At 71.7% G+C, this 25,485-nt stretch carries 28 protein-coding genes; 11 read left to right on the top strand and 17 right to left on the bottom strand.

Features of this window, described 5'->3' with window-relative positions; all coding sequences use genetic code 11:
* Window positions 1–37: 37 nt before the first annotated feature.
* Entirely contained in the window at window positions 38–1,435 is a 1,398-nt protein-coding gene (locus tag ASF28_RS08485) for a M20/M25/M40 family metallo-hydrolase (RefSeq protein ID WP_056090149.1), read from the bottom strand.
* A 213-nt stretch (window positions 1,436–1,648) separates the two neighbouring features.
* Between ASF28_RS08485 and ASF28_RS08480 the strand changes: the two genes are divergently transcribed.
* From ASF28_RS08480 to ASF28_RS08460, 5 genes are all read left to right on the top strand, one after another.
* Window positions 1,649–2,155, top strand: coding sequence for a (2Fe-2S)-binding protein (locus tag ASF28_RS08480; RefSeq protein WP_056090146.1), 507 nt, complete (start codon window positions 1,649–1,651; stop codon window positions 2,153–2,155).
* Complete coding sequence (locus ASF28_RS08475; RefSeq protein WP_056090143.1) at window positions 2,152–3,162, top strand: FAD binding domain-containing protein; 1,011 nt, start codon at window positions 2,152–2,154, stop codon at window positions 3,160–3,162. Before ASF28_RS08480 ends, ASF28_RS08475 begins: the two co-directional genes overlap by 4 nt.
* A gap of 10 nt (window positions 3,163–3,172) precedes the next feature.
* The gene (locus ASF28_RS08470; protein WP_056090140.1) at window positions 3,173–5,425 is read left to right on the top strand and encodes a xanthine dehydrogenase family protein molybdopterin-binding subunit; all 2,253 of its coding nucleotides are present in this window, start codon (window positions 3,173–3,175) and stop codon (window positions 5,423–5,425) included.
* 198 nt (window positions 5,426–5,623) lie between these two features.
* Window positions 5,624–6,019 carry a CopG family transcriptional regulator gene (locus ASF28_RS08465; RefSeq protein WP_443189716.1) on the top strand — a complete coding sequence of 132 codons (396 nt, stop codon included), beginning with the start codon at window positions 5,624–5,626 and terminating at the stop codon, window positions 6,017–6,019.
* Window positions 6,020–6,098: 79 nt separating this feature from the next.
* Window positions 6,099–7,289 carry an extracellular catalytic domain type 1 short-chain-length polyhydroxyalkanoate depolymerase gene (locus tag ASF28_RS08460; protein WP_056090134.1) on the top strand — a complete coding sequence of 397 codons (1,191 nt, stop codon included), beginning with the start codon at window positions 6,099–6,101 and terminating at the stop codon, window positions 7,287–7,289.
* On the opposite strand, the gene panC is transcribed toward ASF28_RS08460, so the two are convergent.
* The 9 genes from panC to ASF28_RS08415 all read right to left on the bottom strand — a co-directional run bounded on the left by panC (window position 7,279) and on the right by ASF28_RS08415 (window position 15,377).
* Window positions 7,279–8,139: a pantoate--beta-alanine ligase gene (gene panC / locus ASF28_RS08455; protein ID WP_056090132.1), complete on the bottom strand. Its 861-nt coding sequence runs from the start codon at window positions 8,137–8,139 to the stop codon at window positions 7,279–7,281. The genes ASF28_RS08460 and panC overlap by 11 nt on opposite strands.
* A gap of 102 nt (window positions 8,140–8,241) precedes the next feature.
* Window positions 8,242–8,619, bottom strand: a complete 378-nt coding sequence (locus ASF28_RS08450) for a hypothetical protein (RefSeq protein WP_056090129.1) — start codon at window positions 8,617–8,619, stop codon at window positions 8,242–8,244.
* Window positions 8,620–8,684: 65 nt separating this feature from the next.
* Window positions 8,685–9,926, bottom strand: a complete 1,242-nt coding sequence (locus ASF28_RS08445) for a hypothetical protein (protein WP_443189715.1) — start codon at window positions 9,924–9,926, stop codon at window positions 8,685–8,687.
* 185 nt (window positions 9,927–10,111) lie between these two features.
* On the bottom strand, window positions 10,112–10,996 hold the full coding sequence (locus tag ASF28_RS08440; protein WP_056090127.1) for a tetratricopeptide repeat protein: 885 nt from the start codon (window positions 10,994–10,996) through the stop codon (window positions 10,112–10,114).
* A complete protein-coding gene (locus tag ASF28_RS08435; RefSeq protein ID WP_056091470.1) occupies window positions 10,996–11,925 on the bottom strand; it encodes a vWA domain-containing protein in 930 nt (309 codons plus the stop codon). Before ASF28_RS08435 ends, ASF28_RS08440 begins: the two co-directional genes overlap by 1 nt.
* On the bottom strand, window positions 11,922–12,938 hold the full coding sequence (locus ASF28_RS08430) for a VWA domain-containing protein (protein WP_056090124.1): 1,017 nt from the start codon (window positions 12,936–12,938) through the stop codon (window positions 11,922–11,924). The genes ASF28_RS08435 and ASF28_RS08430 overlap by 4 nt, the downstream gene beginning before the upstream one ends.
* 1 nt (window position 12,939) lies before the next feature.
* On the bottom strand, window positions 12,940–13,416 hold the full coding sequence (locus ASF28_RS08425; RefSeq protein ID WP_056090121.1) for a DUF4381 family protein: 477 nt from the start codon (window positions 13,414–13,416) through the stop codon (window positions 12,940–12,942).
* 24 nt (window positions 13,417–13,440) lie between these two features.
* Window positions 13,441–14,364: a DUF58 domain-containing protein gene (locus ASF28_RS08420; protein WP_056090118.1), complete on the bottom strand. Its 924-nt coding sequence runs from the start codon at window positions 14,362–14,364 to the stop codon at window positions 13,441–13,443.
* Window positions 14,365–14,372: 8 nt separating this feature from the next.
* Window positions 14,373–15,377 carry an AAA family ATPase gene (locus tag ASF28_RS08415; RefSeq protein WP_056090116.1) on the bottom strand — a complete coding sequence of 335 codons (1,005 nt, stop codon included), beginning with the start codon at window positions 15,375–15,377 and terminating at the stop codon, window positions 14,373–14,375.
* Between the two features lie 345 nt (window positions 15,378–15,722).
* On the opposite strand from ASF28_RS08415, the gene ASF28_RS08410 reads away from it, so the two are divergent.
* The 4 genes from ASF28_RS08410 to ASF28_RS23695 all read left to right on the top strand — a co-directional run bounded on the left by ASF28_RS08410 (window position 15,723) and on the right by ASF28_RS23695 (window position 18,787).
* On the top strand, window positions 15,723–16,622 hold the full coding sequence (locus tag ASF28_RS08410) for an alpha/beta fold hydrolase (protein WP_056090114.1): 900 nt from the start codon (window positions 15,723–15,725) through the stop codon (window positions 16,620–16,622).
* 45 nt (window positions 16,623–16,667) lie between these two features.
* On the top strand, window positions 16,668–17,378 hold the full coding sequence (locus ASF28_RS08405; protein WP_056090111.1) for an MgtC/SapB family protein: 711 nt from the start codon (window positions 16,668–16,670) through the stop codon (window positions 17,376–17,378).
* Window positions 17,379–17,511: 133 nt separating this feature from the next.
* Window positions 17,512–18,195, top strand: coding sequence for an SDR family oxidoreductase (locus ASF28_RS08400; RefSeq protein ID WP_056090108.1), 684 nt, complete (start codon window positions 17,512–17,514; stop codon window positions 18,193–18,195).
* A gap of 157 nt (window positions 18,196–18,352) precedes the next feature.
* Complete coding sequence (locus ASF28_RS23695) at window positions 18,353–18,787, top strand: type II toxin-antitoxin system PemK/MazF family toxin (RefSeq protein ID WP_082476058.1); 435 nt, start codon at window positions 18,353–18,355, stop codon at window positions 18,785–18,787.
* Between the two features lie 149 nt (window positions 18,788–18,936).
* Here the strand turns inward: ASF28_RS23695 and ASF28_RS08395 are convergent, their stop codons facing one another.
* On the bottom strand, window positions 18,937–19,287 hold the full coding sequence (locus ASF28_RS08395; protein WP_056090106.1) for a hypothetical protein: 351 nt from the start codon (window positions 19,285–19,287) through the stop codon (window positions 18,937–18,939).
* A 225-nt stretch (window positions 19,288–19,512) separates the two neighbouring features.
* Here ASF28_RS08395 and ASF28_RS08390 point away from each other — a divergent pair, with 225 nt between their 5' ends.
* Complete coding sequence (locus ASF28_RS08390; protein WP_056091467.1) at window positions 19,513–20,379, top strand: C40 family peptidase; 867 nt, start codon at window positions 19,513–19,515, stop codon at window positions 20,377–20,379.
* Here ASF28_RS08390 and ASF28_RS08385 read toward each other — a convergent pair.
* The 4 genes from ASF28_RS08385 to ASF28_RS08370 are packed head-to-tail and all read right to left on the bottom strand — an operon-like array spanning window position 20,357 to window position 23,132.
* Window positions 20,357–20,818: an arsenate-mycothiol transferase ArsC gene (locus ASF28_RS08385; RefSeq protein WP_056090102.1), complete on the bottom strand. Its 462-nt coding sequence runs from the start codon at window positions 20,816–20,818 to the stop codon at window positions 20,357–20,359. The two genes, ASF28_RS08390 and ASF28_RS08385, sit on opposite strands and share 23 nt — an antisense overlap.
* Before the next feature lie 49 nt (window positions 20,819–20,867).
* Entirely contained in the window at window positions 20,868–21,365 is a 498-nt protein-coding gene (locus ASF28_RS08380; RefSeq protein WP_056091465.1) for a UPF0262 family protein, read from the bottom strand.
* A 7-nt stretch (window positions 21,366–21,372) separates the two neighbouring features.
* The gene (hisD, locus tag ASF28_RS08375; protein ID WP_056090100.1) at window positions 21,373–22,668 is read right to left on the bottom strand and encodes a histidinol dehydrogenase; all 1,296 of its coding nucleotides are present in this window, start codon (window positions 22,666–22,668) and stop codon (window positions 21,373–21,375) included.
* Window positions 22,665–23,132 (bottom strand): DUF2948 family protein, encoded by a 468-nt coding sequence (locus ASF28_RS08370; protein WP_056090098.1) that lies wholly within the window; start codon window positions 23,130–23,132, stop codon window positions 22,665–22,667. The genes hisD and ASF28_RS08370 overlap by 4 nt, the downstream gene beginning before the upstream one ends.
* Before the next feature lie 342 nt (window positions 23,133–23,474).
* Between ASF28_RS08370 and ASF28_RS08365 the strand changes: the two genes are divergently transcribed.
* Complete coding sequence (locus ASF28_RS08365; protein ID WP_187272991.1) at window positions 23,475–23,786, top strand: hypothetical protein; 312 nt, start codon at window positions 23,475–23,477, stop codon at window positions 23,784–23,786.
* Between the two features lie 45 nt (window positions 23,787–23,831).
* On the opposite strand, the gene murA is transcribed toward ASF28_RS08365, so the two are convergent.
* Together murA and ASF28_RS08355 are read right to left on the bottom strand one after the other, a co-directional pair.
* On the bottom strand, window positions 23,832–25,121 hold the full coding sequence (murA, locus tag ASF28_RS08360; protein WP_056090095.1) for a UDP-N-acetylglucosamine 1-carboxyvinyltransferase: 1,290 nt from the start codon (window positions 25,119–25,121) through the stop codon (window positions 23,832–23,834).
* Between the two features lie 134 nt (window positions 25,122–25,255).
* Window positions 25,256–25,456, bottom strand: a complete 201-nt coding sequence (locus ASF28_RS08355) for a hypothetical protein (RefSeq protein WP_056090093.1) — start codon at window positions 25,454–25,456, stop codon at window positions 25,256–25,258.
* Between the last annotated feature and the right edge of the window lie 29 nt (window positions 25,457–25,485).

Below are 25,485 nucleotides of genomic sequence, written 5' to 3'. Positions count from 1 at the left end.
GGAGACGGCTACGCAACGCTGCGATCCCGTACCGCCCTCAGGCCGTCCGTCCGGCGGCGCCGAAGGCCGCCAGGATGCGGGCCCAGGAGCGGGTGCCCTTGTGGAAGCTCGTGAGGTCGTACTTCTCGTTGGGCGAATGGATGCGGTCGTCGTCGAGGCCGAAGCCGATGAGCAGGGTGTTGCGGTCGAGCAGGCGCTTGAAGTCGCCGACGATGGGAATCGAGCCGCCGGCCCCGATGGTCACGGCGGGCACGCCCCATTCCTCGGCCAGCGCCGCCCGGGCGAGGTCGAGCTCCGGCATGTCGTAGGGCAGGCTGATGGCGCGGCTGCCCTTGTAGCAGATCACCTCGACGGAGCAGTCGGCCGGGATTCTTTCGCGCACGAAGGCCTCGAAGGTCCGGGCCAAGACCTCCGGGTCCTGATCGTCGACGAGGCGGAACGAGACCTTGGCGCTGGCTTGCCCCGCGATCACCGTCTTGGTGCCCTCACCGGTATAGCCGCCGATGATGCCGTTGACGTCGCAGGCCGGACGCGACTGGACGAGTTCGATGAGCATGCGTCCGCGCTCGCCGGCGGGCTCGTTGAGGCCGATGGGACCGAGGAACGTCTCGGCGGTGAAGTCGAGGCCGCGCCACTGGTCGAGGATCTCCGGCGGCGTCTCGCGCACGCCGTCGTAGAAGCCCGGCAGGGCCACCCTGCCGTCGGCATCGTGCAGGTCGGCGATGATCTTGGCGAGGACGTGGATCGGGTTGCGCGCCGCCCCCCCGAAGAACCCCGAATGCAGGTCGCGGTCGGCACACCGCACCTTCACTTCGAAATACGCGAGGCCGCGCAGGGACGTGGTGATGGCCGGTGTCGTCGGATTCCACATGCTGGTGTCGCACACGAGCACGATGTCGGCGGCCAGTTTCTCGCGGTTGGCCGCGACCCATTCGGGCAGGCCCTGCGAGCCGTTCTCCTCCGCGCCCTCGATGAGGATGGTGACGCCGCAGGGCAGTTCGCCCTCCATGGCCTTGAAGGCGCGGCAGGCCTCGATGAAGGTCATCACCTGACCCTTGTCGTCGGAGGCGCCGCGCCCGACGATCTGCTGCTCGCCCTTGGCGTTCAGGGCCATGCGCGGCTCGAAGGGCGGGGTCTCCCACAGGGCCAGGGGGTCCACGGGCTGCACGTCGTAATGACCGTAGAACAGCACGTGCGGCGTGCCGGGCTTCGGCGCGTGGGCGAGCACCACCGGGTGCAGGGAGGTCTCGTGGATACCGGTCTCGAAGCCGAGCGCCGTCAGGGTGCCTTCGAGCCACTGCGCCGCCGCACGGCAATGGCCGGCATAGGCCGGATCGGTGGAGACGGACGGAATGCGCAGGAACGCGAACAGGCGCTCCAGGGCGTTGTCGAGATCGCGGTCGATGTCGTTGAGAACGGGAGCGAGCGCAGTCATCGAGCGTCCTTCGTCTGGAATCGACACCGGGTTAGCCGAGGCGCCCGGAGGGTGCAAACCCGCGCGCGGGGGCGGCCAGGGAACAGGGGCAATCTGGAACGGTTATCGATTGGACCGGCCACGGATGGATGATTTTTCCCAGCCTGCCGTCCCGACGAGATTCCCGAAGCCCGGCGCCCCCAGCGGCGGCCGCTCCTGTCACGGATACGCACCATGCTCATCGAAAGCGGCTCGCCCGGCCCGGCGAACACCATCGCCATCAGCCTGACGATCAACGGGCAGGCCCGCACCCTCGACGTCGCCCCCTGGACCACCCTCCTCGATCTCCTGCGCGAGGACCTCGATCTCACCGGCACCAAGAAGGGCTGCGACCACGGCCAGTGCGGCGCCTGCACGGTGCTGGTGGACGGGGTCCGCATCAATTCCTGCCTCGCCCTCGCCGTGATGAAGGACGGGGCCAGCATCACCACCGTCGAGGGCCTGGCCGAGGGCGCCGGCCTCCACCCGCTCCAGGCGGCCTTCGTCGAGCACGACGCATTCCAGTGCGGCTACTGCACGCCCGGCCAGCTCTGCTCGGCCGTGGGCATGATGACGGAGGGCCACGCCCAGTCCCGCGAAGAGATCCGCGAGGCCATGAGCGGCAACATCTGCCGCTGCGGCGCCTACACCAACATCGTCGATGCGATTCAAGACGTGATGCAGTCGGGAGCCGCGAAATGAACCGCTTCGATTACGTCCGGCCTCAGACCGTCGCCGACGCCGTGAAGGCCGTGGCCGGCGGCAACGCCCGCTTCATCGCCGGCGGCACCAACCTCGTCGACCTGATGAAGTACAACGTCGAGCAGCCCGACCGGCTCGTCGACATCACCCGCCTGCCGCTGAACGCCATCGAGGCCCGCGACGGCGGCCTCAGCATCGGCGCCCTCGTGACCAATTCCACCGTGGCGTACGATGCGCAGGTGGTGGAGCGCTATCCGCTGCTCGCCAGCGCGATCCTCGCCGGCGCCTCCGGCCAGCTGCGCAACGCGGCCACCACCGGCGGCAACCTCAACCAGCGCACCCGGTGCTACTATTTCTACGACGAGGCCACCCCTTGTAACAAACGCCTGCCCGGCTCCGGCTGCCCGGCCATCGGCGGCGTCAACCGCATCCACGCCATCTTCGGCACGAGCCCGAGCTGCATCGCCACCCACCCCTCCGACATGTGCGTCGGGCTGGCGGCCCTCGACGCCGTGGTCCGCGTCGCGGGCCCCGAGGGTGAGCGCACGATCCCCTTCGCCGAGTACCATCGCCTGCCGGGCGACATGCCTGAGCGCGACACCAATCTGAAGCCCGACGAGATCGTCCTCTCCGTCGATCTGCCCGACGAGGAGTTCGGGCCGCACCACACCTACCTCAAGCTGCGCGACCGGCTGTCCTACGCCTTCGCCCTGGTCTCCGTCGCCGCCGTCATGAGGCTCGAGGGCGACACCATCGCGTCCGCTCGCTTTGCCCTTGGCGGCGTCGCCCACAAGCCGTGGCGCGACGGGGACGCGGAAGCCTTCCTCGCCGGCAAGCCGGCGACGCAGGAGACCTTCGCGGCCGCCGCCAACATCGTCGTGGCCGCGGCCCGGCCCCAATCCGAGAACGCGTTCAAGGTCGAGCTCACGCGACGCGCCATCGTGCGCGGCCTGTCCCAGGCCGCCGTCGGCACGCCCCAGTCGCAGTCCGACAAGCGCATCGCCTAGAGGAACACCCATGGCCAACTCCATCAATTCCTCCGGCACGGACACCTATGTCGGCACCGCCCGCAGCCGCGTCGACGGCCCGGCCAAGGTCACCGGTCAGGCGAAGTATGCCGGCGAGTTCTCCGCCCCCGACCTCGCCCACGGCTACGTCGTGTCGAGCGGCATCGCCCGCGGTCGCATCACCGCCATCGACACGTCGGCCGCAGAGGCGGTGCCCGGGGTGATCAAGGTCCTCACTCACGAGAACCGCCCGCGCACGGCGTGGCTCGACTACAATTACCAGGACGCCGTGGCGCCCCCCGGTTCGCCGTTCCGGGCCCTGTACGACGACAAGATCCACTACAGCGGCCAGCCCGTCGCCCTCGTGGTGTCGGAGGATTTCGGCACGGCGCGCCACGCCGCGTCCCTGGTCAAGGTCGCCTACGCGGCCGAGGCGCCGACCACGGACCTGTCCGCCCAGCGGGAGCTGGCCTACGAGCCGCCGAAGAAGCGCTCGGGCATCAAGCCGCCGCCGGCCCCGTGGGGCGATGCGGCCACCGCCTATGACGATGCGCCCATCAAGGTCTCGCAGGATTATCGCCTGGCCGTGGAGCACCACAACCCGATGGAGCCCCACGCCTCCACGGTGGTGTGGGAGGGAGACGGCAAGATCACCGTCTATGACAAGATCCAGGGGGTCGCGAACACCCACGGTTACATCGCCGGCGTGTTCGGGATGAAGAAGGACGATGTCCGCGTCCTCAACCCGTATCTCGGCGGCGGCTTCGGGTCGGGTCTGCGCCCGCAATACCAGCTGTTCCTGGCGGTGCTGGCCGCCCGGGCCCTGGAGCGCTCCGTGCGCGTGGTCCTGACCCGCGACCAGATGTTCTCCTTCGGCTACCGCCCGGACGTGCTCCAGACCGTATCCCTCGGCGCGGACGCGTCGGGCGGACTCCAGTCGATCCGCCACGACGCCATCTCGGGCACCTCGAACTTCGAGGACTACCAGGAGGTCGTCGTCAACTGGTCGGGCGTCCTCTACGATTGCGACAACGTCGCCCTCACCTACAAGCTCGCCCAGCTCGACACCTACACGCCGTCCGACATGCGCGCCCCCGGCGCCGTGACGGGGGTGATGGCGCTGGAAATCGCCATGGACGAGCTCGCCCATGAGACGGGGCAGGACCCCATCGCCCTGCGCCTCAGGAACTACAGCGAGTCGGACCGCACGGAGGGCAAGCCGTTCAGCTCGAAGTCCCTGCGCGCCTGTTTCGAGGAGGGCGCGACACGCTTCGGCTGGTCGACCCGCAATCCGGAGCCCCGCTCCATGCGCGACGGGCGCGAACTCGTCGGCTGGGGCATGGCGACGGGCATCTGGGAATCGATGATGCAGCAGTCGGGTGCCCAGGCGACTCTCACCGCCGACGGCAAGCTCGTGGTCGGCAATTCCACCGGGGACATCGGCACCGGCACCTACACCATCCTGACCCAAATCGCCGCCGACACCCTCGGCCTGCGCATGGAGGACGTGACGACGAAGCTCGGCGACACCGATCTCGCCGAGGCGCCCCTGGCCGGCGGCTCATGGACGGCGGCGTCGTCCGGCACGGCGGTGATGCGGGCCTGTCAGGATCTGGCCGGACAGCTCTTCGCCCTCGCGCGCGGCCTCGACGATTCGCCCCTCGCCAACGTCGATTTCGAGCGTGCGGTGTTCAAGGAGGGTCGCATCGCGGTGGCGGGCGACGAGACGCGCGGCATCGCCATCACCGACGTGCTGCGCGCCACCGGCACCGACACGCTGGAAGCCACCGGCTCGGCCGGTCCGGATGCCGCCCACCAGAAGGCGTTCGCGCCCTACACCCACTCGGCGGTGTTCGTGGAAGTGAAGATCGACGAGGATCTCGGCGTGGTGCGCGTGACCCGGGTGGTCTCGGCCATCGCGGCCGGCAAGATCATCAACCTCAAGACCGCGCGCAGCCAGATCCTCGGCGGCGTGGTCATGGGGATCGGCTCGGCGCTCGAGGAAGAGTCGATGCTCGACCACACGCTCGGCCGGTTCATGAACCACAATCTCGGCGAGTATCACGTGCCGGTGAACGCCGACATCCACGACATCGACGTGATCTTCGTCGACGAGGAGGACAAGGCCAACCCCATGGGGGTGAAGGGCCTGGGCGAGATCGGCATCGTCGGCACGGCGGCGGCGGTGGCCAACGCGGTGTTCCACGCCACTGGCAAGCGCATCCGCGAACTGCCCATCACCATCGACAAGATCCTGGGCTAATCGGCGCGACGCAGCGAGGCGCCACGGCACCGATGCATCGGCCGACATGATGCGAAGCGCATGCATTCGAGTGCGGGATCAGAGTCCAAAGTGCGGCGCAATATTTCATATTGCGCCGCACCATAAGACATCCATATACCATCCCTCTAGATGGTAGTGGAGTTGGCCGTGCTCGGTTTATCGGACAGAACGCGCCCCGTGGTGCGGAGCGCGGACAGCGAGAAGATCACGATCAATCTCGGTTACGTCGATCTCGGACACATCGATCTTCTCGTGTCGGAGAGCGTCTACGCAAACCGGTCCGACTTCATCCGCACCGCCGTGCGCAACCAGATCGAGCGGCACGCCGAGGTGACGCGCCAGTCCGTGGCGCGCAAGCGCGTCGAACTGGGCCTGCGCCGCTACGACCGCGCCGATCTCGAAGCCCACCGCGAGGCCGGCACCACCCTCGACATCCGCGTCCTGGGAATGGCCAGCATCGCCGCCGACGTCTCGCCCGAACTGGCGCGCGCGGCCATCGCGTCCGTCGAGGTCATGGGCAGCCTGCAGGCGAGCCCGGCCGTCAAGGCGGCCTTGGCCGATCGCCTGCGCTGACCTCCCCCTCTTCCCGATCTGCGCCCCGGACCGCTCGTCCGTCCCCCGCGTCGCATCGAGCCTGAAAGCGATTGTTTCGATGAGCGATCAACACAACCGGATGCAGGACCGCATGGCGGATATGATGGAGGCGACCCGTCTGACCGCCAGCGGACGCCTGGGCGACGCTTCGGCGCTGGTCCAGCGCAGCTTGAGCGAGGGCACGACCGAGCCACATGGCGGCGTCGCCCACACGACGGACGCCGGGTTGACCGACCGCCTGCGCAAGGTGGTGGAAACGGTGACGCAGGGCCTTGGACGCAGCGTCGCCCCGGTCCTGCACGGGCTGGGCGTGCAGGGTCTGGGCGGGGGCGCGCAGGAGCCGGGTCAGCGCGGACTGGACGTGCTCGGCCGCCAGGTGGCGGAGCCCGAGGCCGTCCGGGACGCGGACCGGTTCGTCGAGCGCTCCTTCACCGGCGAGCACGGGAGCCGCGACTACAAGCTGTTCGTGCCGGGCTCACGGGCGCGCAACCGTCCCCTCGTGGTGATGCTCCACGGCTGCAGCCAGTCGCCCGACGATTTCGCCGCCGGCACCGGGATGAACGCCCTGGCCGAGGCGCACGGATTCACCGTCGCCTATCCGGGCCAGTCCAGCCGGGCCAACGGCCAGCGCTGCTGGAACTGGTTCCAGCCGGGCGAGCAGGACCGCGAGGCCGGCGAGACCGGCATCATCGCCGGCCTGACCCGGGCGGTGATCGCCGAGTACGGGATCGACCCGCGCCAGGTCTTCATCGCCGGCCTGTCGGCGGGCGGGGCGGCGGCGGCCAACGTGGCCCATGCCTATCCCGAACTGTTCGCGGCCGTCGGCATCCATTCGGGGCTGGCGGCGGGTTGCGCCCGCGACGTCTCGGCGGCCCTGACGGTGATGCGCCTCGGTCCCGTGGCCGAGGCGGATTGCATCGTCCCCGTGACCCCGATGCCGACCATCGTCTTCCACGGCGAGAGCGACGGCACGGTCAATCCGCGCAACGGCGCCCAGGCCCTGGCCCAGGCGGGCATCGGCGGCCTGACGCCCGAGACCACGGAGGCCGTCAGCGCCGGCGGCCTGCCCTACCTCCGCACCCGCTACGCCGACACGAAGGGCCACGTCTCCGTCGAGAGCTGGATGGTCCGGGGCCTCGGCCACGCCTGGTCCGGCGGCACGCCGGCCGGCAGCTACACCGACCCGCGCGGGCCGGACGCGTCGCGCGCCATGCTGAACTTCTTCCTGGCGAACCCGCTCAAGACCTGAACGCCGCGACATTGTCGATGAGACGGGTGCGGCCGAGATAGGCCGCCGCCAGGACCCGCACGGGCCGGTCGGCGCGCGTGACCGGCGCCAGGGTCTCGGCATCGCGAATTTCGAGGTACTGCACCGGCGCGAAGCCGGCGGCGTCCAGGGCGGCATGCCCCTTCGCCACGAGCGGCCCCGCCTCGGCCCCCGCCGACAGGCCCTCGGCAATGCCGGTCAGGACCGCGTGCAGCCGGGGGGCCACGGCCCGCTCCTGCGCGCTGAGATAACGGTTGCGCGAGGACAGGGCGAGGCCGTCGGTCTCCCGCAGGGTCGGCACGCCCCGGATCGCCACGGGCAGGTCGAGGTCGCGCACGGCGCGTCGGATCACCAGGAGCTGCTGGTAGTCCTTCTCGCCGAACAGGGCGATGTCGGGCTGGGCCTGGTTGAGCAATTTCGTCACCACCGTGGCGACACCGGAGAAATGCCCCGGCCGGAACTGGCCGCACAGGCCCTCCGTGAGCCCGTCGACCACGATGCGGCTGGAGAAATCCGGCGGGTACATGGTGGCGACGTCGGGCAGGTAGGCGGCGTCCGCCCCGGCCTCCGCCAGCAGGGCGAGGTCGGCCTCGGTGTCCCTGGGATAGCGTGAAAAATCCTCGGTGGGGCCGAACTGCGTCGGGTTGACGAAGATGCTCGCCACCACGCGGCGCCCGAGTTCGCGCGCCCGCGCCACGAGAGCGAGGTGCCCGGCATGCAGGGCACCCATGGTCGGCACCAGCACCACGGACTCGCCGGCCCCGCGCCACGCCGCCACCCGCGCCCGCAAGGGGGCCACGGCGTCGAACCGAAGGATGGCTTGATCGGACACGGGAGGCTCCGTCTGGGTCGCGCGCAGTCTTGAGGTCGCGCGCAGTTTCAGGTCGCGCGCATGGGCGCAGACCTAATCGCCCCGCCGCGCCGGCGCCAGTCGTCAGGGACAGTAGGGCAGCAGGGGCCGGCCGTAGGGATCGTCGACGCCGAGGGGCGGCGTGAACCCGTAATAGCTCGGCTTGCCGAGACCGTAGCCGGAGCCGACGTAGCTCGGATCGCCCGGCGCATCGGTGGGAATAGGAACCCGGCGCGGGATGCAGCCGACCACGCGACGGCGCGGCACCGGTGAGCGGCGCACCACGGAATCGTCGCCCTCGGCCCGGGGGAAGTAGCGCGGCAGGGGTTCGGCATAGGTCGCGGGACCGTCGGAGCGCCGCCCCGTCTCGGTGAAATCCGCCGCCCGGACCGGCCAGCCGAGCGGAAGCGCCAGGGCGACCAGCCCCGCCGACAGCCGCTGCCCCCTCGTCGTCGACCGCATCGCTCCGCTCCCCGCGGGCCAGACTTGGCAGAGGGACGTAAACCGGCGGTTAACCACGACGGACGTCAGGACCGCCCGTCGAGGTCGGCGAGGCGGCCATGGTTCGCGCGCCGCCGGGCCGGAGCCGGGACCGGACGGGCGAGGCGCCGGGCGAGATCCGGCAGGTCGAGGGCGGTGGCGGGGCCGCGCCCGTAGACGGCGCCGTCGAGGGCCCCGAGGCCGGCGGCGATCGCCGGGTCCGCACGCCAGGCCCGCGCGAGGTCCGGCGTCCCTTGGAGGGCGGGCGTGAGGCGGGTCCGAAAGGCGGCCGCGTCGCCGGTGGCTGCGGCCTGCGCCAGGGCGCGGCGGGTGGCACGGTCGAGGCGCGGCCGCGGCCGCGTCGGCACCCCGAACCCGATGAGCGCCAGGCCGAAACCGAACGCGGCCAAAGCCGCCGCCATCACCACGAGGGGCGAGGCCGGCGTGACCGGCTTGGCGTCCTCCTCCCGGTCGGGCAGGCCGCCGCCGATCTGGCGGGCCGGAATCTCGGCCTCGCGCAGGGTCCGCGACACGGTGTCGAACCACGGGATGACGATGGCGTCCAAGGGAATCACCTCCGCGATGGCCGGCCGGACGTCCCATTGGTAGGTCGCCCGGGCGATGGGACCCGTGGGGGTGATGATGGTCTCGCGGGTCACCGGCCCGGCGAAGGTGAGGATGCCGCGCGTGCGCATGACCGGCCGGGGCGGCAGGCCTTCGGCGACCATGCCGTGCGCCTCCAGGGTGACGATGCGCCGGGTGCTCTCGCCGATCTTCACCGTCTCCGGGTCCGGGCTCCACGAATCCGTGATGGTGACCTCGCGGGCCGGCAGCCACCACGGCTCCTTGGCGTCGGGGCCGCCGACGGGCTTCGTCCAGTTCGCCACGGAGAGCTGCACCGGGGGCGAGGGTACGTCGACCACCTTCCGGATGCCGCCGTCGTTGACGGTGAGGCGGTGGAGGAACGGATCGAGGGTGAAGTCGCCCGGATGGTGCGGGAAGATCGCCACCACCCGGTCGAACGCGATGGCGACCTGCCCGTCCGGCAGACGCGTCTTCGACCAGGTGTCGCGGCCGAGCTGGGTCCAGCTGAAATTCGCCAGGGAGGGCTGGATCACTTCCTCCAGCAGGATCGGCTGGCGGTAGACCCCGCGGATGCGCAGCAGCACCATCTCGCGGGCGAACGGGTCGGCGTTGCCGTTGCGCTCCGGGGTCACCGTGAGGGTGAGGTCGCCGGGGCCGATCTCGGCGCGGGCAAGCCCAGGAAGGATCAGGAACACGGCGGCCAACAGCGAAGCGGCCAGTGAGCGAACCCTCCCCCCCCTGCGGGGGAGGGTGCCTGCGGAGCAGGCGGGAGAGGGGGCAACCTCTCCAGACAGCGGGCTCCCCTCTCCCGACCCGCTGACGCGGGCCACCCTCTCCCGCAGAGGGGAGAGGGGATGCGCGCTGAAGACCATCCAGAACCAGTGACCGCTCACCATGGGTTGCTCCCCCCCGGCACGGCCGTGCCGGCCTCCACGCGCACGGCCTGCTCGGCCTTGAGGCGCAGCTTGAGATAACGGCCGGGATCGTCCGGCAGGGTCTGGAGCCAGAGGCGGTCGGGCCGGATCTCGTGGGCCTCGAAGCTCTTCGTCACCCGCCGCACCTCCCGCTCGGGGGCGGCGGCGACCATGGCCGAGCCGGCGCCCGTGCGCCCGCGCCCGGCGGCGTCGCTGGCCGAGCCGCGCGCCTCGCCCTTGCCGGACTCCACCGAGACCTGCTCGGCCTTGCCCCGCCGTGCCACCTTGCTGTTGCCCGGCGTCGAGGAGGTGGTGCCGCCCTCCTTGTTGCCGGCCAGTCCCTCGCCGCTCGACGTCGCCTGGGTGTCGTCGTTGGGGTCCTGATTCGAGGTCTTGTTGTAGCGCGCGCCCGTGGTCGCGGTCGCATTGGCGACCCCGCCGCCCTTGCCGGGATCGCCGGCCCCCTCGTCGACGAGGCGGGCGATGAGGGAGCGGTTGGCCTGGGCGTCGGCGTCGCGCGGATTGTAGGTGAGGGCCGCGTCGTAGGCGTCCAGCGCCCCCTGCAGGTCGCCGGCCCTGGCGAGGGCGTTGCCGAGGTTGTAGGCCCCGCGCCGCCCGGCCGCGCGGAACAGGGCGGCGGCCTCGTCGTAGCGCCCGGCCTGGTAGAGCGCCGGGCCGCGCCAGGCCGGATCGTCGAGGATGGCGGCGGCGGCCCCGGGCAGGCCGAGGCCCAGGAGCGTCCGTCCGAGACCCGTGCGCGGCTGCGACACCAGGGCGAGGCCGAGGATGCCGGCGGCCGCGAGGCCGAGGCCGGCAAGGCGGGCCCAGGTGGTCCAGCGGCGCGGCAACGCGAGGGGCATCAGGCGCTCCGGCGGAACAGGGCCAGCGCCGGCAGGAGCGCCAGCAGGATCAGCCAGCGCCCGAGATCGGCGAAGGCCAGGACGGTGTAGCCGCCGGCGGCGAGGTGCTGGGCCGTGCTCGCCCCGACGATGTCGAGGACGGGTCCCGGCGCGTCGAGGTCGGCGAGACGCCCGCCGCCCGTGGCGACGAGGCGCTCCAGCGCCGCGCGGTCGGGCTTCGGCGAGCCGGCCGGCAGGCTCGGGCCGGCGGGCACGAAGACCCCGCTCAGGGCCCAGCCCTTGGCCCGGATCGCCGCGGCCTCGCGGGTGGCGGCGTCCCCGATGCCGTCGCCGTCCGTCACCAGCACCACGTCGCCGGCGATGACCCCGGCCTCCGACAGGGTCCGGCGCGCCAGGGCGAGGCCACGTTCGGGGTGGGTGCCCCGGTCGGGCACCGTGTCGCCATCCAGGGCGAACAGGGTGGAGGCCAGCGCGTCGCGGTCGGTGGTGGGCGGGATCGCCAGGTAGGCGTCCCCGGCATAGACCACCACGGCGACGCTGCGGGTGCCGGCCGCCTGGGCGATGCCCTCGGCGATCTGGCGCACGTCCTTGAGGCGCCCGCCCTCGGCGACGGAGCGCGAGAGATCGACCACCACCACGGTGGCGTCGAGGTTGCGGAAGGTGGTGGCGTCGGGCCGCTCCACGGCGGGTCCCGTGAGCGCCACGGCGATGAGGCCGGCGGCCAGCGCCGCGGCGAGGTTGGCCTGCCGGCGTCCGCCGAGCACGGCGCCGCGCTTCGCCAGCAGCGCCATGAGGCCGGGATCGACGGCCTTGGCCCAATCGCCGAGGGGCGCCGAGCGCCAGGCGGCCCGGAGCGCCAGGGCCGCGACGAGGGGGATCGCCGCGAGCCACCAGGGCCGCAGAACCGCGAGGGTGTCGAGGAGGTTCACGCGACCCGCCTCGCCGCGAGAAGGCCGGCCGCGCACAGGAACGCCACGGTGGCGGGCCACGGCCACAGGTCCTTTCGCAGGGGCAGGGGCGGCGCCTTGGCGCGCCCGCCCTCGATGGCGTCGATGGCGTCCGCCATGGCGACGAGGTCCTCGGTGGTCTTCACCCGGAACATCCGGCCGCCGGTGAGCTCGGCGATCTCCCGCAGGGTCTCGGTGTCGACCACATCCTGCTCGCCCTCGGCGTTGGAGAGGTCGCGGGGGCCGAGCGCGATGGTGTGGACCCGCACCCCGAGTTCCTTGGCGAGGCCCGCGACATCGCGCGGCGTGGTCTGGCCGGCGTTGTTGGCCCCGTCCGTCATCAGGATCACCACCTTGGCGGTCACGGGCGGGGCGGCCTCGCCGGTCTCGGCCGAGGGGGCCGGCGTGAGGCGCTTCAGGGCGAGGCCGAGGCCGTCGCCGATGCCGGTGGAGCGGCCGACGAGCCCGATGGTCGCCTCGTCCAGGGCACGGGCGACGGTGGCGGTGTCGAAGCTGGGGCTCGCGGCGACGTAGGATTCGTTGGCGAAGATCACGAGGCCGATGCGGTCGCCGGCCCGGCGGCGGATGAAGTCGGTGCCGACGCGCTTGACCGCCGCCAGCCGGTTCACCGTCTGGCCGTCGAGGGCGAAGTCGCGCCGCTCCATGCTGCCCGACAGGTCCATCACCAGCATGATCTCGCGGCCCGAGGCCGGCAGCGCCGTGGCGGGGAGGACGAGGCGGGGACCGGCCAGGGCCGCCACCAGGGCCGCCCACAGGGTCCAGACCAGCACGGCGCGGCCCCGGCCTCGGGCGGCGACGCTGTCGCCCCGGGCCGCCGCGGCGACGAGGGAGGCGGGCACGCGCAGGGCCCCGCTCGATCCGACCCGCTCGGCCGGCATCAGGCGGGCGGCCAGCAGCGGCAGGGGCAGGAGCAGCAGGGCGTAGGGGCTCGCGAGATCGAAGGCCGAGGCGAGCGCGGTGAGCCAGTTCGGCATGTCAGGCCCCGATCCGCTGCATCAGTCGGCCGAGTTCCGCATCGATGAGGCCGGGTTCGGGCGGGTCGCGGCGGTAGAGCCCGTCGGCGAAGGTCCGGCCGGCGCCCTTGGTGAAGAAGTCCGTGGCGAACAGGCCGTCGAGGGTGGCGGCCCACGCGTCCCCCTGCGTCGAGGCCGCGGCGTCGCCCCGCAGGGTGCGGGCGAGGCGGCGCAGGAGGCGCGCCTGCGCGACCCGGCGCGGCCCCGGCGGCAGGGCATTTGCGGCGGCGAGTTCGCGCGCGGCGACCCGGCGCACGGTGCCCCGCTGCCGCGCCCTGAGGTACCGGACGAGGCCGACGAGCAAGGCCGCCGTGAAGCCGAGGGCGAGGGCGAGCACCACCGGCCCCTGCGCCGCGCCGGCGGCCTCGGCGGGCAGGTGCAGGCCGCGCAGCTGGTCGAGGCCGGCGGGGATGTCGGCGGGGGCGTTTGCGGGATTCATGGGCACCGTCCGTCGGCGCGGATTTCAAAGCACCGCATCGAGCCGTTCCATGAGGGGGGCATAGGCCTCCGGCCCCGCCTCGACGTCGAGGCGCAGGCCCTCGATGCCGCGCCGCGCATACTCAACCAGGCGGGCGTCGGCGTCGCCCGGCGGGCGGTCGGCGCGGCTCGCCTGCACGGTGCCGCGCCGGCCGTCCTGGGTGGCGAAGGGGTAGAAGCCCGGCGGGCGGGTGCGCTCGAAGGCGTCGCTCACCAGCACGAGGCGGATCGACAGGCGCTCGGCCATCACCGTGAGAAGGTGGTCGAAATCCTCCCCCGGATTGTCGAGGGCGGTGCCGAGGACGAGGTGACCGCCCGACGGCAGCAGGCTCCGGGCCAGGGTGAGGGCGCGCGACAGGGGCGGGTCCTGGGTGGAGGTCTCCGCCAGGGCCCGGGCATGCGCCATGGCCAAGGCCCCGGTGACGGCGGTCATGGCCCGCTCGCCCCCGGCCGGGCGCACCACCACGGGTTCGCCGGCCCCGATCGCCACGAGGCCGACCCGGCCGCCATCGCCGGCCACCCGCCAGCCGAGGAGCACCAGGGCCTCGGCGGCGGCCACGGAGCGGAGCGCCCGGCGGGTGCCGAACAGCATGGACGGCCGGAAATCCACGAGCAGCACCACGGCGCGGTCGCGCTCGTCGTGGTGGGTGCGCACGTGCAGGATACCCGTGCGGGCGGTGGCGTTGCGGTCGATGTGGCGGCGGTCGTCGCCCTCGGACCACAGGCGCACGTCGTCGGGCTCGGAGCCGCGCCCGCGCCGCCGGGTGACGATGCCGCCCGGCAGCCCCGCGAGGGTGCGGGTGGCCGGGGACGTGCCGCGCCGGGCGAGGTGGCGCAGGCCCATGAGGGCCTCACCCGAGAGGTGGATGCCGGGCGCCTGCGTCGGATCGGGAACGGACGGGGAGGCCATGGCGGCGGTCAGAGCGCCCGCACCCGCTGGACGAGGTCGCGGATGATGCCGCGCGCGGTCTTGCCCTCGGCGGCGGCCCGCCAAGTGAGGCCGATGCGGTGGGCCAGGGCGTCGGCGGCAAGCGCGGCGATATCCTCGGGGATGACGTGATCGCGCCCGCGAAGGTACGCCCGCGCCTTGCCGGCGAGCATCAGAGCGAGGGTTCCGCGCGGCGAGGCCGGATGCTCGATGGCGGCGCGGAGATCGGGTGCGGCCGAATCCGTGCGGGTGCCGGCCACCAGGCGCACGAGGTAGTCCTTGAGGGCCGGCGCGACATGGACGCCGAGCGCCGCCTCCCGCGCGGCCCGGATCTCGGCCACCGAGAGCTTCACCGGCATCGCCTCGGCGTGGTGGTTCAGCTCGCCCTCGACGAGGTCGAGGATGCGGCGCTCGGCGGCCTCGTCGGGCATCTCCACCACCACGTGGAGCAGGAAGCGATCGAGCTGGGCCTCCGGCAGGGGGAAGGTGCCGGCGTGCTCGATGGGGTTCTGGGTCGCCACCACCATGAACGGATCGGGCAGGCCGTGGGTGTGGCCCGAGACGGTGATCTGCCCCTCCGCCATGGCCTCCAGCAGGGCCGACTGGACCTTGGGCGGGGCGCGGTTGACCTCGTCGACGAGGACGAGGGAGTGGAACAGGGGGCCGGGCAGGAACTCGAAGTCGCCGGCATCCTGGCGCCAGACGGTGGTGCCGGTGAGATCGGCGGGCATGAGGTCGGGCGTGCACTGGATGCGGGCGAAGCTGCCGTCGAGGCCGTCCGACAGGCGCTTGACGGCGCGGGTCTTGGCCAGGCCCGGGGCCCCCTCGATGAGGAGGTGGCCGCCCGTGAGCAGGCCGATGAGCAGGCGCTCCACCATGGCGTCGGCGCCGATGAGCCCGTGCAGCAGGCCGTCGCGCAGGGCCAGGACCCGCGCGTGCAGGGCGGGATCGACGGGGGACGCGGCCGGACGCTCGGCGAGCACGGCGCCGCTCATGCGCGCGGCTCGGCGCTGGCGAAAACGGCCTTCGTAGCAAGGACGGTGATCCGTACCATGCGCGTCTCCTCGACGTTTTTTGGGTGCGGATTCTTAAGCGATCCACATGCTTCGGGTGTGCCGATGCGGGCGACCAGCGTCAATCCCACGCGGGCGGCCCGATGGCCGCATGCCCGCGACCGGGCAATTGGCCCGGCGGCCCGATGGCCGCATGCCTGCGATCGGGCAATTCGCCCGGCGGCCCGATGGCCGCGTACCTGCAATCCGGCAAATGGCCCGGCGACGCGTGGTCGGCGCGCGCGGGCGGCCCTATAGTCCGGCACCCATCGCCGGAGCCCGCGCCCCGTGACCACGGACCTCTTCCCCGGTTTCTCCGCCCCCTGGATCGACATCCCGGCCGGGCGCTTCTTCGCCCGGATCGGCGGCCCGGAGGACGCGCCGCCGGTCCTGTTGCTTCACGGCTTTCCCCAGACCCACGCCTGCTGGCACCGGATCGCCCCGGCCCTCGCCGAGACGCACCGGGTGATCTGCCTCGATCTCAAGGGCTACGGCTGGTCGGCGGCCCCCGGGGGCGATGCGGCGCACGGGGCCTACGCCAAGCGAACCCTCGCGCGGGACGTCGTCGCCGTGATGGAGCATCTCGGCCACGTGCATTTCGCGGTCGTGGGGCACGATCGCGGCGCGCGCGTGGGCTACCGCCTGGCGCTCGACGAGCCCGGCCGCGTCGCGCGCCTGGCGCTCCTCGATATCCTGCCGACCCTGGTGCAGTGGGAGCGCATCGAAGCCTCGAGCGGGTCCGCACATTGGAAGAACCTCGCCCGTCCGGCGCCCGCGCCGGAGAACGAGATCGGACGCGATCCCGACGGATACTTCGAGGGTCTGCTGCGCGACTGGAGCAATGCCAAGTCGCTCGACGCCTTCGCGCCCGCCGCCCTTGCCCTCTACCGGCAGGGCTGGACCGTGCCCGAGCGCATCCATGCCATGTGCGAGGATTACCGCGCCGGGGCGACCCGCGACCGCGAGGCGGATCTCGCCGACCTCGCCGCCCAGCGCACGATCGCCTGCCCGACCCTGATCCTGGCCGGCGACGGCTACCTCGACCGCAGCGCCGAGACGCCGCTCACCGCCTGGCGGCGCACCTTCGCGCCGAATGCGACGGCCGTCGATCTCGTCTCGGGGCACTTCCCGGCCGAGGAGAACCCCGAAGGGACGCTCCAGGCCCTGCGCGTCTTCCTGGCAGCCTAGACGGACCTGTCACGGTTCCGTCACGCGGGATGGCGATGAGACGGGATGCTCCTGCCATCGCCCCTTCCCGAATTCGTCAACTCCGCCGTCAGCCTCGTCGTCGCCTTCGGCCTCGGCACCCTGATCGGGGCTGAGCGCCAGTATCGGCAGCGCACGGCGGGCCTGCGCACCAACGTCCTCGTGGCCGTGGGGGCGGCCGCCTTCGTCGACCTCGGCATGCGCCTCGAGGGGGCGGCCGGCGGCACCCGCACGGTCGCCTACGTGATCTCCGGCGTCGGCTTCCTCGGGGCCGGCGTGATCATGAAGGAGGGCATGAACGTGCGCGGCCTCAACACCGCCGCGACCCTGTGGTGCTCGGCGGCCGTGGGCGCCTTCGCCGGTGCCGACTTCCCCCTGGAGGCCGCCTTCGTCACGGCGGCCGTGCTCGCCGGCAACACCCTGCTGCGGCCCCTGGTCAACGCCATCAACCGCGCGCCCATCGACGAGAGCCAGACGGAGGCGACCTACGAGGTGCAGGTGACGGTGCAGGCGGAGTCCGTCGGCCCCGCCCGCGACCTCCTCGTCGAGCGCCTGGAGGCGGCGGACTATCCGGTGGGCGGGATCGAGGTGGTGGAGCGCGGCGAGGACACCGTCGAGGTGGTGGCGACCCTCGTCGCCACGGCGGTGACCTCGGCCGAGCTCGATGCGGTGACGGCTTCCCTGGCGCGCATGCCCTTCGTCACCCACGCCACGTGGTCGGTGCAGACCGCCGATTGAGGGTGCGCCCGCACACCTCGAACGCACGGGGCCACATTGCCGCGGGATGATCCGCGCCCGACCTGTGAGGCAGCGGGTTCGCACGCTCCGGCTTCGGGCCGGCGACGATCCCAGATCGAGAGGATCGAACACCATGGCAGACCGGAAGAACGCGCTCATCGTCGGGGCCTCGCGCGGCCTCGGTCTCGGCCTCGTCGAGACCTTCCTGCAGCGGGGCTGGCGCGTCACCGCCACCCAGCGCTCGGCCTCGCCGGGGCTCGCGGCCCTGAAGTCCGAGGCGCTTCGCGTCGAGACCGCCGATATCGACGACGACGGCGCCGTCGCCGCCCTCCACGAAACCCTGTCGGGTGAGCGCTACGATCTGATCTTCGTGGTCGCCGGGGTCGCGACGCAGGCGCATGATCCGCTCCACGCGGTGCCGCGCGACGTCGCCGCCCAGGTCTACCTCACCAATGCGGTGAGCCCGATCCGCTTCGCCGAAGCCTTTTTGGACCGGCTCGCGCCGAAGGGGCTCGTCGCCTTCATGAGTTCGATCCTCGGCAGCGTCGGCCTCAACGAGGCGGGCGGCTGGGAGAATTATCGCGCCAGCAAGGCGGCGCTCAACACCCTCGCGCGCAGCTTCGAGATCCGCCACCGCGACGCGGGCTTCGGCGTGGTGCTGCTGCATCCGGGCTGGGTGCGCACGGAGATGGGCGGGGCCGACGCGGACATCGACGTCGCCACCAGCGTCACCGGCCTGACCGACGTGATCGAAGGCCGTCTCGGCCGGACCGGCTGCGTCTATCTCGACTACACCGGCAAGACGCTCGACTGGTAAGGGCGCTCGACTGGTAAGGACGCCCTGTCGCATCCGAAATCCTGGGTATCCCTGACTCGGCGGTCTTTCACAGATCGCCGGGAATCACTAAAGCCACTACACCCTGCGCGGGAAACGGTTCGACACACCGGGCGCCACAGGGTAACCAAAATGTATAATGGCGATCACCTTTACGCCGCGTCGTGGCGGTATCCTCATGTGTGCATTCGGTCCCGATCCTCGCGATCCAACGACGTTTCCGCTGGATCGATCGCCCGTCCCCGTAACGCCAGAAATGTGGAAGACGCGCCGCGTCATCGTTGTTTCAAACGATCGATTGAATCATAGACATGGAACTGGTCCGGGCCTTTGCCTGGTCGTGCCGTGCAGTGCGACGCCACCAGCCACACCGGGACCTTGGGACGTACCGTTCGTGGCCCGATCCTATCGGGCTTTCACCAAGGATATCTGGGCAAGCTGCGCCTCCATCATCCGGGTGTCACATCATCGGCTTGATCGCGTGATCGCCGGACGAGGGTATCGCGGGGAATTTCTGTCGGCAGCCGACATGGCTCGGATCGAGGCTGGAATGCGGGCCGCACTTGAGCTTTGAGGTTGCATTCAGGCTTGGAAACATCCAAATTCAGTGTGTCTCCGAAAGGAGCTTTGGGAGCCCGGTCCGCTCAGGGTCGACACCGAGACTTTACCGAGCTTCAGAACAGGCCTCGTCGAAGCAATTCGGCGGGGCCTTTCTCGTTCGCGCTACCGGCTCAGGGGCGGCCGGCCGCGCCGTTCCACGATGACGGGCGGACGGGTGCGGCGCTCGACGATGACCGTGCGCGGCGCCCGGTTCGGGCTGCCGGCGGTCAGGATGTGCTCGGGGACGCGCTCGGGCTTGGCCTTGGCGGCGGCCAGGACGTGCGGACGGATCTCGTCGGCGGTCAGGCCGATGAGGCCGGCGGCGATCTCGACCTGATGCTCGACCTCGTCGGCGAGGTCCTGCGCGGCGGCCACGGCCTCCGGAATCGTCGGCGGCTCCCGGCGCACACGGATGGGCGGCAGGTCCTTGAAGGATTTCGGGATCTTCTTCACGACGGGACTCGCGCTTGGCATTCCACGATCATACGCCGATCGAGCGATATGTGCAGCGCACAAAATCGCGTCGGGCGGTTGCGCCGCGCACAGTGCTGAGGAACGCGGGCCGCCCCCCCCCGAGCAGGGCACGCGGGACGGCAAGCAAGCGTCGAGCCGCTTGGCCGATCCGGCAGCAATGCGGCACGGTCCCAGGCCGTTGCCGCCCGCGACGGGACAGCGGATAATCCGACCATGCTCGACGCCCTGACCGACATCACCGATCCGCGCCTCACGCCCGCGCGCGCCGATCTCGCCGACATCCGCCTGCGCGGCCGGATCGCGGCGGACCGCTACGTGGCGGGAGAAGCGCGCCGGGTGGTGGTGCCGTCGTCGCCCCTGCGGCGGGCGCCCCGGTTCGATGCCGCCGTGGACACCGAGGCGGTGATGGGCGATGCGGCAACGCTCTACGAGGCGGAAGAAGGCTTCGCCTGGGTCCGCCTCGGTCACGACGGCTATGTCGGCTACCTGGCGGAGGCGGCCCTGGGGCCGGTCGATCCGGCGCCGACCCACCGGATCACGGCGCTCCGGACCTTCCTGTATCCCGGCCCCGACCTGAAACTGCCCGCCACCGGCTACCTGACCCTCGGCGCCCGCGTGGCGGTGGTGGGGCAGGCGGGCGAGTACCTTCGCCTCGCCACGGGCGACCATGTCTTCGCCGGTCATGGCGCCGCGCTTGGCCGGACGGAGCCCGATTTCGCCGGCACCGCCGAGCGCCTCGTCGGCACGCCCTACCTCTGGGGCGGACGCACCAGCCTCGGCCTCGACTGCTCGGGCCTCGTCCAGCTCTGCCTCGCCGCCGCGGGGATCGTGGCACCGCGCGATGCCGACCAGCAGGAGCGGGCCCTCGGGGAAAAGCGGCCGACCGGCCTCGACGGCTTGCGGCGCGGCGACCTCGTGTTCTGGCGCGGCCATGTCGGGCTCATGCTCGACGCGGTCCGGCTCATCCACGCCAACGGCTTCCACATGGCGGTGGCGGTGGAGCCCCTGGCCGAGGCCGTCGCCCGCATCCGGGAGAAGAGCTACGGGCCGGTGACGGCCATCAGGCGCCTCACCCCTTCAGCCGCGTCTTGATCCGGTAGATCAGGCCGTCGCGCACGTCGCGGTAGCCGTCGAGGCGCTGGTCGCGCGACCCCTCGTGAAAATTGGTGGGGTCGGGCGTCGGCCAGTATTCCACCTCGACGGCGTTGGTGCGGGTGAGCTCCAGGGCGGCGTGGTGGGCCTCCGGCGCCAGGGTGACGATGAGGTCGAAGTTCAGGCCTTCCCACTCCTCGAGTTCGGCGAGCGTCCGCGGCTTGTGACGCGACGCATCGATGCCGATCTCATCGAGCGCCGCCACCATGAACGGGTCGGCGGGCTCGCCCGAGCGGACGCCGGCCGACTGCACGTAGATCGATTTGCCGAAATAATGCCGCGCGATGGCCTCCGCCGCCAGCGAGCGCACGGCGTTGAAGTTGCACATGAACAGGGCCGATTGGACGCGCTTCTTCTTCGGGCCGGCCTCGTCCGCCATCCGGTCACTGCCTCCGGGCTCTCAGGCGCAATGCTCCAGGGAACGTCGCTCAGGCCTTCCAGTGCAAGGCGAAGACCAGGGTGAAGAGGCGCCGGGCCGTCTGGTGGTCCAGATCGACCTTGCCTTCGAGACGCTGTTTCAGAAGGTCGGAAGCCTCGTTGTGCAGGCCGCGCCGGCCCATGTCGATGGCCTCGATCTGGGTCGGCGAGGCCGTCTTGATGGCGTTGTAGTAGCTCTCGCAGATCATCTCGTAGTCGCGGATCACCCGGCGGAACGGGGTCAGCGACAGGAGGTGCGTCATCACCGGATCGCCGGACTCGGTGCGGATGGCGAAGGCGAGCTTGCTCTCCACGAGTCCGAGGGTGAGGGCGAACGGCCCCTCGCGGCCGGGGATCGCGAAGCTGTTCTCTTCGAGGATGTCGAAGATCGCGATGGCGCGCTCGTGCTCCTGGTCGGGGTTGCCCCGGCCGATGGAATCCTCGTCGAGGGTTACCGCCACGAGGCGGTTGGGAGATTTCGGCTCCGTGGATCTGGCCGCGCCGGGCATCATCGCCTCACAGGTTCAGGCGGATGGCCACCGAGCGGGCGTGGCCTTCGAGGCCCTCCGACCGTCCCAGCGCAATGGCCGAGGGTCCGAGCGCCCGCAGGCCCTCGGGGGTGCAGCGCAGGATCGTCGTGCGCTTCATGAAGTCGAGGACGCCGAGCCCTGACGAGAACCGCGCCGAGCGGGCGGTGGGCAGGACGTGGTTGGGGCCGCCGACATAGTCGCCGATGGCTTCCGGCGTGTGCGAGCCGAGGAAGATCGCCCCGGCGTTGCGCACCTTGGCGGCCAGCGCCTCGGCGTCCGCCGTCTCGATCTCGAGGTGCTCGGGGGCGAGGCGGTCGACGAGGGGCACCGCCTCGTCGAAGTCCCGCACCACGACGACGGCGCCGTAATCGCGCCAGCTCGCCCGCGCGATCTCCTGCCGGGGCAGGGTCGTCAGCGCCCGTTCCACCGCCGCCTCGACGGCGTCGGCGAGGTCGGACGAATCGGTGACGAGGATCGATTGAGCGGCGACATCGTGCTCGGCCTGAGCCAGGAGGTCGGCCGCGACCCAGTCCGGATTGGCGTGGGCGTCGGCGAGGATCAGCACCTCGGACGGGCCGGCGATCATGTCGATTCCGACCTGCCCGAACACCCGGCGCTTGGCCGCCGCGACCCAGGCGTTGCCGGGCCCGACGATTTTTGCGACGGGCGCGATGGTCTCGGTGCCGTAGGCGAGCGCCGCCACGGCCTGGGCGCCGCCGACGCGGTAGACCTCGTGGACGCCGGCGAGGTCGGCGGCGGCGAGCACCAGGGGGTTCATCGCCCCCTCCGGCATCGGCACCACCATGACCACGCGCGGCACCCCGGCGACGCGGGCCGGGATCGCGTTCATCAGGACCGACGAGGGATAGCTCGCCGTACCGCCGGGCACGTAGAGGCCCACCGATTCGAGGCCGGTCCAGCGCCAGCCGCTGGTGACCCCGAGGGCATCCGTGCCCATGTGATCGCCCGGCACCTGGCCCTCGTGGAAGGTCCGGATGCGCGTCGCGGCGAAGCGCAGGGCCTCCAGGGCGTCGGCCGGGCAGGCGGCGATGGCCGCCCGGATCTCGTCGGCCGTCACCCGCAGGGACGCGGCGGTGAATGCCTCGCCGACCCGGTCGAAGCGGCGGGTGTAGTCGACGAGGGCGGTGTCGCCGCCCGCGACCACGCCGGCGATGATGCCGCGCACGGTCTCGTCGACATCCTCCGAGATCTCGCGCTTGACGGTGAGCAGGCGGGCGAAGCTGTCCGCGAAATCGGCGGCGCGGGAATCGAGGCGGATCATGGGTTGCGTCCCTCGACGGCAGCGCGCCCGGCGGCGGCGGCCTCGTGATCGGGGCGGCCATCGACCTCCCAGACGGGTCCGAGATCCTTCATCCGCACCTCAATGCATTCGAGATCGAGCTGGATCGCGGCGTTGCCGGCGAACACCAGGGTGGCGGTGCCGGATGGGGCCTCGCCCGGCGTGAAGGTGACGGCCAGGAGTTCGAGGGGCGTCTCGGAGGGCGCGCCCGGCACGAGGCCGCGGCTGCGCACGCCGAGGACCCGCTCGAAATGCACACCCGTCAGGCGCCGGCGCGGGGCCTCGCCGTCTTCCGCCGACCAGTCGAACCGCCGCGCCACCAGCACGAAGCGGTGGGTGTCCGTGAGGTAGGCCAGATCCTCGGCCCGCAGGATCGCGTCCTGCAGGTGGGCCGAGACGACGGCGAGGTCGTCGGCATCGAGGGCGGCGAGCTTGAGAAGCTCCATGGCGGGGGTGTCGCGCTCTTGGGTGGGGTTGGGCCGGGGGTGGGGTTGGGCCGGGCCGGTCCCGGATCTGGCAACGGTCGGCCCCGTAGGTAGCGAGACCGTCGGCCCACGGCAACCATGCGCCCGCGGCCCAAAGCCCCCCTGCGCCCGCGGAACGCCCCCGCGCCCGCAGGTTTCTCGCGCGGACGGACGGGCCTCGCGTCAGGGAACGCCGGGTCTCAGGCCCCGTTCATCCGCATCGGTCTAGGTCTCGTGCCCAGACCCTCGGAGCTCACGCCCCGGATTCCGGCCACGAGCGCGCCGGATCGGGCGGCGGGCCGGGATGACGGAAAGGACAGTTCGGTGAAGCGCATTCTCCTGGCGATCGCGACGGCCGCGACCCTCGGCACCGGCCTCGGCGCCTTCGAGGCCAAGGCCCAGTATTACGACGACGGCCCCCGGCGCTTCGAGCGCCGCTATGACGAGGACCGCTACGAGCGCCGCCGGGATCGCTACGACGACGATCGCTACGAGCGTCGCGGCCGGGGCGGACGCGGCGGCAGCGTCTGCGTCACCGCGCGCGGCAACTGCGTCACCCGTCCGGCCCCCTACAACGCGCCTTGCGGCTGCGACATCCCCGGCTTCGGCTTCAAGCGCGGCGCCGTCGGCGGCTGACGCTCCCGGCGTCGGCCCACACGGGCCGGCGCCGATGCCCGATCTCTACGAGCGGACGCGGGTGATCTCGGCGCCGCAGCGGGCGAGCTTGGCCTCCAGGGCCTCGAAGCCGCGGTCGAGGTGATAGACCCGGTTGATGCTGGTCTCGCCCTCGGCGGCCAGGCCGGCGATGACCAGCGACACCGAGGCGCGCAGATCCGTCGCCATCACGGGCGCGCCCTTGAGGCGCTCGACGCCCTCGACGATGGCGAGATCGCCCTCGAGGCGGATCCTGGCGCCGAGCCGGGCCAGTTCCTGCACGTGCATGAAGCGGTTCTCGAAGATCGTCTCGCGGATGTGCGACTGGCCCTTGGCGAGGGTCATCAGCGCCATGAACTGGGCCTGCAGATCCGTGGGGAAGCCCGGGAACGGGTCCGTGGTGACATCGACGGCCGCGATACCGCCGCCGTTGCGGCGGATGCGGATGGTGTCGGTGCCCACCGTGATCTCGGCGCCCGTGGTCGAGAGCACGTCGAGGGCCGAATGCAGCAGGTCGGCCCGGGTGTTCTCCAGGGTGACGTCGCCGCCTGTCATGGCCACCGCCATGGCGTAGGTGCCGGTCTCGATCCGGTCGGGCAGCACGTCGTGCCGCGCGCCGTGCAGGCGCGAAACGCCCTCGATGGTGATGCGCGGCGTGCCGGCGCCCTCGATCCGGGCGCCCATCTTGGTGAGGCAGGCGGCCAGATCCACCACCTCGGGCTCGCGGGCCGCGTTCTCGATGAGGGTGGAGCCGTTGGCGAGTGCGGCCGCCATCAGCGCCACGTGGGTGCCGCCGACCGTCACCTTGGGGAAGTGGATCTCACCCCCGCGCAGGCCGTTCTTGGCGCGGGCGATGACGTAGCCGCCGTCGACCTCGACGGTGGCGCCAAGGCGCTCCAGCGCCATCAGCAGGAGATCGACGGGGCGGGTGCCGATGGCGCAGCCGCCCGGCATCGAGACCCGGGCCTCGCCGAAGCGCGCCAGCAGGGGCGCGATGACCCAGAAGCTCGCCCGCATGGTCGAGACGAGCTCGTAGGGCGCCGTGGTGTCGATGACGTTGGAGGCGGTCAGCCGGATGGTCTGGCCGGTCTCCGTGGTCTGGCCCGGGCGCTTGCCCACCACCATGTGGTCGACGCCGTGATTGCCGAGGATGCGCAGGAGGGCGTTGATGTCGGCGAGCCGCGGCACGTTGCCGAGTTCCAGGGTCTCGCCGGTCATCAGGCTGGCGATCATCAGGGGCAGGGCCGCGTTCTTGGCGCCCGAGATCGGGATCACGCCGTTGAGCGGCCTGCCGCCGATGATGGTGATGCGGTCCATTGTCGTCAAACCTTGCGCTCGGGTCCCGCGTCCTGCGGACGTCGGACCGGTCTCGTGGAGAGCCCGCGGCCCGCCTTCGGTGTCGTTGAGCCGGCGTATACGTCAGTTTTGTCGGAAAAGGGATGCGGTCCCGCTCAGGCCGGATCGTCCTCGGGCGGCTCCGCCGGATCGCCGTCCCGGACCCCTGCGCGTGCCCCTTGCGCCCCTGGCCGGACCTCTTCCAGAACCTCCTCCGGCGCCTCGGAGCGGCCGCGCACCTGCAGCTTGCGCCGTCGCAGGTTCTCCCGCAGGGCCGCCTTCAGGCGCTCGGTCCGCTTGTCCGTCTGCTCGGTCATGGCTCTCGGGTCGGCTTCACGCGACGCAT

Origin of the sequence: Methylobacterium sp. Leaf99, from assembly GCF_001422375.1 — a bacterium.
In the GTDB taxonomy this organism is placed as follows: domain Bacteria; phylum Pseudomonadota; class Alphaproteobacteria; order Rhizobiales; family Beijerinckiaceae; genus Methylobacterium.
The sequence above is the reverse complement of the archived record's forward strand: the minus strand, read 5'-3'. Positions and strand labels throughout refer to the sequence as shown.

Excerpts from the sequence above, each read along its gene's own strand:
- ASF28_RS08470 (WP_056090140.1), top strand. The coding sequence starts at position 3,173 with ATGGCCAACTCCATCAATTCCTCCGGCACGGACACCTATGTCGGCACC.
- hisD (WP_056090100.1), bottom strand. The coding sequence starts at position 22,668 with ATGATCCGCCTCGATTCCCGCGCCGCCGATTTCGCGGACAGCTTCGCC.
- ASF28_RS08460 (WP_056090134.1), top strand. The coding sequence starts at position 6,099 with ATGAGCGATCAACACAACCGGATGCAGGACCGCATGGCGGATATGATG.
- ASF28_RS08385 (WP_056090102.1), bottom strand. The coding sequence starts at position 20,818 with ATGGCGGACGAGGCCGGCCCGAAGAAGAAGCGCGTCCAATCGGCCCTG.
- ASF28_RS08405 (WP_056090111.1), top strand. The coding sequence starts at position 16,668 with ATGCTCCTGCCATCGCCCCTTCCCGAATTCGTCAACTCCGCCGTCAGC.
- ASF28_RS08380 (WP_056091465.1), bottom strand. The coding sequence starts at position 21,365 with ATGCCCGGCGCGGCCAGATCCACGGAGCCGAAATCTCCCAACCGCCTC.
- murA (WP_056090095.1), bottom strand. The coding sequence starts at position 25,121 with ATGGACCGCATCACCATCATCGGCGGCAGGCCGCTCAACGGCGTGATC.
- ASF28_RS08475 (WP_056090143.1), top strand. The coding sequence starts at position 2,152 with ATGAACCGCTTCGATTACGTCCGGCCTCAGACCGTCGCCGACGCCGTG.
- ASF28_RS08450 (WP_056090129.1), bottom strand. The coding sequence starts at position 8,619 with ATGCGGTCGACGACGAGGGGGCAGCGGCTGTCGGCGGGGCTGGTCGCC.
- ASF28_RS08425 (WP_056090121.1), bottom strand. The coding sequence starts at position 13,416 with ATGAATCCCGCAAACGCCCCCGCCGACATCCCCGCCGGCCTCGACCAG.
- ASF28_RS23695 (WP_082476058.1), top strand. The coding sequence starts at position 18,353 with ATGGCGATCACCTTTACGCCGCGTCGTGGCGGTATCCTCATGTGTGCA.
- ASF28_RS08370 (WP_056090098.1), bottom strand. The coding sequence starts at position 23,132 with ATGGAGCTTCTCAAGCTCGCCGCCCTCGATGCCGACGACCTCGCCGTC.
- ASF28_RS08415 (WP_056090116.1), bottom strand. The coding sequence starts at position 15,377 with ATGAGCGGCGCCGTGCTCGCCGAGCGTCCGGCCGCGTCCCCCGTCGAT.
- ASF28_RS08400 (WP_056090108.1), top strand. The coding sequence starts at position 17,512 with ATGGCAGACCGGAAGAACGCGCTCATCGTCGGGGCCTCGCGCGGCCTC.
- ASF28_RS08480 (WP_056090146.1), top strand. The coding sequence starts at position 1,649 with ATGCTCATCGAAAGCGGCTCGCCCGGCCCGGCGAACACCATCGCCATC.
- ASF28_RS08395 (WP_056090106.1), bottom strand. The coding sequence starts at position 19,287 with ATGCCAAGCGCGAGTCCCGTCGTGAAGAAGATCCCGAAATCCTTCAAG.
- ASF28_RS08430 (WP_056090124.1), bottom strand. The coding sequence starts at position 12,938 with ATGCCGAACTGGCTCACCGCGCTCGCCTCGGCCTTCGATCTCGCGAGC.
- ASF28_RS08485 (WP_056090149.1), bottom strand. The coding sequence starts at position 1,435 with ATGACTGCGCTCGCTCCCGTTCTCAACGACATCGACCGCGATCTCGAC.
- ASF28_RS08420 (WP_056090118.1), bottom strand. The coding sequence starts at position 14,364 with ATGGCCTCCCCGTCCGTTCCCGATCCGACGCAGGCGCCCGGCATCCAC.
- ASF28_RS08440 (WP_056090127.1), bottom strand. The coding sequence starts at position 10,996 with ATGCCCCTCGCGTTGCCGCGCCGCTGGACCACCTGGGCCCGCCTTGCC.
- ASF28_RS08355 (WP_056090093.1), bottom strand. The coding sequence starts at position 25,456 with ATGACCGAGCAGACGGACAAGCGGACCGAGCGCCTGAAGGCGGCCCTG.